Below are 4,618 nucleotides of genomic sequence, written 5' to 3' on the forward strand. Positions count from 1 at the left end.
AAAAAAAAGAAAAAAAAAATCATCGATCCGAATACCCGAAATAACAAAATCGGACAAAAAACATTCTTGTTCAACCCCCGCCTGCAAATGCTTCAGGAAAACAGTGAAATAAAAAAAATCAAAGAACTTATGAAAGAAGATGATCAAATCATCTTATTGCGTGACAACATAAAAAAGGCGGCTGAAATAAAAGTGAAAAACGGGACATTATCGGTAACCGAACTTTTGCGGGAAATCAATGCGGCAGATCAAGCCAGACAATCTAAATATTTACATGAGATACAATATTTAATGGCTATATATAATTTGAAAAATACAACAAACAATTAATATGAAAAAGATATATCAATACGGAATATTATCAGGCTTTCTCGCTCTATGTGCCTGTGGAAATAATAGTGACAACATGGACGCTTCAGGGACTTTTGAGGCCACCGAAGTAATCGTTTCTGCCGAAGCTAACGGGAAAATAGAACAGCTCGATATCGAAGAAGGGTCTATCGTAACTGCCCGACAAAAATTAGGCTATATCGATACGGTACAGTTATTTCTGCAAAAAGAGCAACTATTAAAGAATATCCGTTCTGTAGAAAGTAACCGTCCGGATATAAACAAACAAATTGCGGCTACAAGACAGCAAATTGCGACCGCCCAAATCGAACAAAGGAGGATTATCAATTTGCTTAAATCGAATGCTGCCAATGAAAAACAATTAGATGACATCAATGGGCAGATCGCTGTTCTGGAGAAACAACTGAAAGCTCAGGAATCTACATTACAAAACAATAGCAACAGCATTACAGAGCAAAGTTCGGCTCTTGAAATTCAAGTTGCACAAATAGAAGACCAACTAAAAAAATGTTCTATCAGCAGTCCTATCAACGGAACCATACTCACCAAATATGCCGAAGCCGGAGAATTGGCAAATACAGGAAAACCTCTTTTCAAAGTTGCCGACATCGAAAATATGTATCTCAGAGCATATATTACTTCTGTTCAACTGTCCCAAGTCAAAGTAGGGCAAAAAGTAACGGTAATATCGGATTACGGTGATGGGAAACGGAAAGAATATCCCGGTATCGTCACATGGATCTCTTCTCAATCGGAATTTACTCCCAAAACAATATTGACTAAAGACGAACGGGCAAACCTCGTTTATGCGGTAAAAATAGCAATAAAAAACGATGGTTATGTAAAAATAGGGATGTATGGAGAAGTAAGATTTTCCTCGAATAATGACTGACTACCAAAAACAAAGTCCTATGCAAGCTATCGAAGTAAATAATATCAAAAAATCTTACGAAAACAAATATGCTCTCGGACAACCGGACTCTAAAGAAGGCATTTCATTTTCGGTATCTCAAGGTGAACTGTTCGGGATCATAGGTCCGGACGGTGCCGGGAAAACGAGTTTGTTCAGAATATTGACAACTCTTATCCTGCCTGACAGCGGAACAGCCTCCGTCGATGGACTGGATATAATAAAAGATTATAAAGAGATCCGTAATCGTGTCGGATATATGCCCGGTAAATTTTCTCTATATCCCGACTTATCGGTAGAAGAAAACCTGAAATTTTTCGCATCTGTCTTTCAAACTACTATTCAAGAGAATTATCATTTAATAAAAGATATTTACCAACAGATAGAGCCGTTTAAAGACAGAAAAGCCGGAGCTTTATCCGGAGGGATGAAACAGAAACTGGCTTTAAGTTGCGCTCTTATTCATAAACCCTCAGTCCTATTTTTAGATGAACCGACTACCGGTGTAGATCCTGTTTCCCGCAAAGAATTCTGGGAAATGCTGAAACGATTAAAAAATCAAGGTATTACAATACTCGTATCTACACCTTACATGGATGAGGCCCGTTTATGCGACAGGATTGCCCTAATCAAAGAAGGCAAATTCATAGGAATAGATACACCCGAAAACATTACTGCCGACTTCAATAAAACCTTATGGTCGGTACAAAGTAACAAAATGTTCAAATTATTGACAGATTTACGGTCTCATCCCTCTATCGACAGTTGTTTTGCATTTGGTGAAACACACCATGTCACCTTAAAAAACAATGAATTAACGATAAATGATTTATGCAGATGGCTACAACAAAAAGGTCATGAGGAAATTTTAATTCAAGAAATTAAGGCTTCTATAGAAGATTGTTACATGCAGCTTGCTTAAAAACGGATGATATGAACGAAATTGTTATTGAAACAGAAAACCTAACCAAGACTTTCGGAAATTTTACGGCAGTAAACCACATCTCTTTCAAGGTTTTTAAAGGTGAAATTTTTGGTTTTCTAGGGGCTAACGGTGCTGGAAAAACAACTGCGATGAGAATGCTTTGCGGCCTTAGTAAACCGACTTCAGGAAAAGGAAAGGTTGCAGGGTTCGATATATACCGACAAGCCGAGAATGTAAAAGAGAACATCGGATACATGAGTCAGAAATTTTCACTTTATGAAGACCTAAAAGTATGGGAAAATATACGGCTTTTTGCCGGAATATACGGAATGAACGACCGTCAGATCTCCGAAAAAACGAATATTCTTCTAAAACAACTCGGATTTGAAAGCGAACGGAATACTTTGGTAAAAGAACTTCCCCTCGGCTGGAAACAGAAACTCGCGTTTTCGGTATCTATTTTTCACGAACCGAAGATCGTATTTCTCGATGAACCGACCGGAGGCGTAGACCCTTCGACACGACGTCAATTTTGGGAACTGATCTATCAGGCCGCTGATCGGGGAATAACAGTATTCGTCACGACACATTATATGGATGAAGCGGAATATTGTAATCGAGTCTCAATAATGGTCGATGGACGCATCGACGCATTAGATACTCCCAAGAACTTGAAACAGCAATTTAAAGCAGAAAGCATGGAAGATGTCTTCCAGCAATTAGCCCGCAAGGCAACTCGTAAAGCAGATTGATATGAAACAATTTATAGCTTTTGTACATAAAGAATTTTATCATATTTTCCGGGATATCCGGACAATGATGATTCTCCTCGGAATGCCGATCATACAAATTATTATTTTTGGGTTTGCACTCAATACCGATATAAAGGACATACGGGTCAGCATACTGAACCCAAACGAAGATATCGTCAGCAGAAAAATAATAGAGCGAATAGACGCCAGCGAATATTTTATCGTAGATCGCTATCTGCATACCAGCAACGAAATAGAAAAAGAGTTTAAAGAGGGCAAAGCGGATATGATAATCGTATTCAGCGAACAGTTTAGCAGCAAATTATTGCACACCGGAGAAGCCGGCATACAAATTATTGCCGATGCAACCGATCCCAATACAGCAAAAACATTCACTCAATACGCTGCAAGTATCATTGCTGCCAGCCAGCAAGAACTGGCTCTTGGCAACAATATCCCCCTGCATATCACCTCAAACATAAAATTATTATATAATCCTCAAATGAAGAGCGCATATAATTTTGTACCGGGTGTTATGGGGCTCATTCTGATGTTGATATGCGCAATGATGACATCTATATCGATTGTTCGGGAAAAAGAAATGGGGACAATGGAGGTGTTGTTGGTCTCTCCAATGAGACCTATCTTTATCATTTTGGCAAAAGCAGTCCCCTATTTCGTTCTTTCCTGCGTAAACTTATTTACGATTCTCATTTTATCGGTTTATGTTTTGCATGTTCCTATTGCCGGCAGTCTATTCTGGCTGATTATCGTATCTCTCCTTTTCATTTTCGTATCATTATCTCTCGGGTTGTTGATCTCGACCTTGACAAAAACGCAGGTAGCAGCTATGCTGGCTTCGGGAATGATATTGATGATGCCTACCATGTTGCTTTCCGGAATGATATTCCCGATAGAAAGTATGCCCTCCATACTACAATGGATATCGCACATCATTCCGGCAAAATGGTATATAATGACCGTAAAAAAACTGATGATCGAAGGAGTAAATGTCTCTCTTGCATGGCAAGAAATATCGATTCTCATGTTTATGGCCATAACATTAATTACTATAAGTCTAAAGAAATTTAAAAACAGACTCGAATAATATGAAAATAAAATATCTCATAGAAAAAGAGTTCAAACAGATGATCAGGGACTCATTCATGCCGAAATTAATACTGATCTTTCCGTGCATGATGATGATATTGATGCCTTGGGCGGCAGACCTTGAAATAAAAAATATCAATCTGGGGATAGTGGATAACGACCATTCGGATTATTCCCGAAGGCTCATACACAAGATAAATGCATCCGAATATTTCCATTTAAAAGAAATATCCCCGACATATAACGAAGCCATGCGGTCTATAGAGAAAGGCTCTACCGATATCATTCTCGAAATACCGCCTTTCTTTGAAAAAGACCTCATCAAAGAAAAGAATGCAAACGTACTGATCTCCGCCAACACTGTAAACGGAACAAAAGGAGGACTGGGTAGTTCGTATATGATGGAAATAATAAACAGTTTTGCCGGAGAAATACAACAAGAGTGGCTAAATTCAAGTAATGCGGGTAATCTATCGGCAAACGTAAATATTTCGGTGCAGAACCGTTTCAACCCATACTTAACCTACATTATTCATAGTGGATTCATTTCAGGTTATCAAAACAGATATG

Annotated in this window: 4 protein-coding genes and 2 pseudogenes; all 6 read left to right on the forward strand. The window is 38.5% G+C overall.

The window, feature by feature from the left end:
- Positions 1-330 (forward strand): annotated as a pseudogene (locus AC1WHX_RS10595) (TolC family protein); the annotation flags it as partial.
- 1 nt (position 331) lies between these two features.
- Entirely contained in the window at positions 332-1,243 is a 912-nt protein-coding gene (locus tag AC1WHX_RS10600) for an HlyD family secretion protein (RefSeq protein WP_122337089.1), read from the forward strand.
- Between the two features lie 19 nt (positions 1,244-1,262).
- Positions 1,263-2,183 carry an ABC transporter ATP-binding protein gene (locus AC1WHX_RS10605; RefSeq protein WP_122337129.1) on the forward strand — a complete coding sequence of 307 codons (921 nt, stop codon included), beginning with the start codon at positions 1,263-1,265 and terminating at the stop codon, positions 2,181-2,183.
- Between the two features lie 23 nt (positions 2,184-2,206).
- Positions 2,207-2,938, forward strand: a pseudogene (locus AC1WHX_RS10610) (ABC transporter ATP-binding protein); the annotation flags it as partial.
- A gap of 1 nt (position 2,939) precedes the next feature.
- Positions 2,940-4,046: an ABC transporter permease gene (locus tag AC1WHX_RS10615; RefSeq protein ID WP_122337087.1), complete on the forward strand. Its 1,107-nt coding sequence runs from the start codon at positions 2,940-2,942 to the stop codon at positions 4,044-4,046.
- A gap of 1 nt (position 4,047) precedes the next feature.
- The coding region (locus AC1WHX_RS10620; protein ID WP_481229321.1) for an ABC transporter permease at positions 4,048-4,618 on the forward strand (571 nt) is incomplete at its 3' end.

Source organism: Coprobacter sp., assembly GCF_982436375.1.